We start from the raw sequence: 302 nt of genomic DNA on the forward strand, positions 1-302 counted from the left end.
ATTCCCTTGAAATTATCCAAAAGACAACGCATTGTCTTGCATTATAGGATAATCATCATTATATCTTTTTAATGCTCTAGCACTAGGGAGGATTACAGATACAAGAGAACAAGGAGTAGGAACACCTGCGATAGTATGAGTGCAACCTACAATACTAGAGTTCATTAAATCAGATTCTAATATCATAGGGATACCTTTAGATGTAAAGCTTTTACCTTTCTTACTCTTTAATTGCACTCTACCATTATGAGGACATTTAAGCTCATTATCTTCTAGGACAGGACAGAGGAATGCGGTGGAGA

General features: G+C 36.1%; 1 pseudogene. It reads right to left on the reverse strand.

What is annotated here, in order from left to right:
* Window positions 1–12: 12 nt before the first annotated feature.
* Window positions 13–302: pseudogene (locus CQA53_RS12145) on the reverse strand (hypothetical protein); the annotation flags it as partial.

Source organism: Helicobacter didelphidarum (genome assembly GCF_003364195.1).
Classification (GTDB): domain Bacteria; phylum Campylobacterota; class Campylobacteria; order Campylobacterales; family Helicobacteraceae; genus Helicobacter_A; species Helicobacter_A didelphidarum.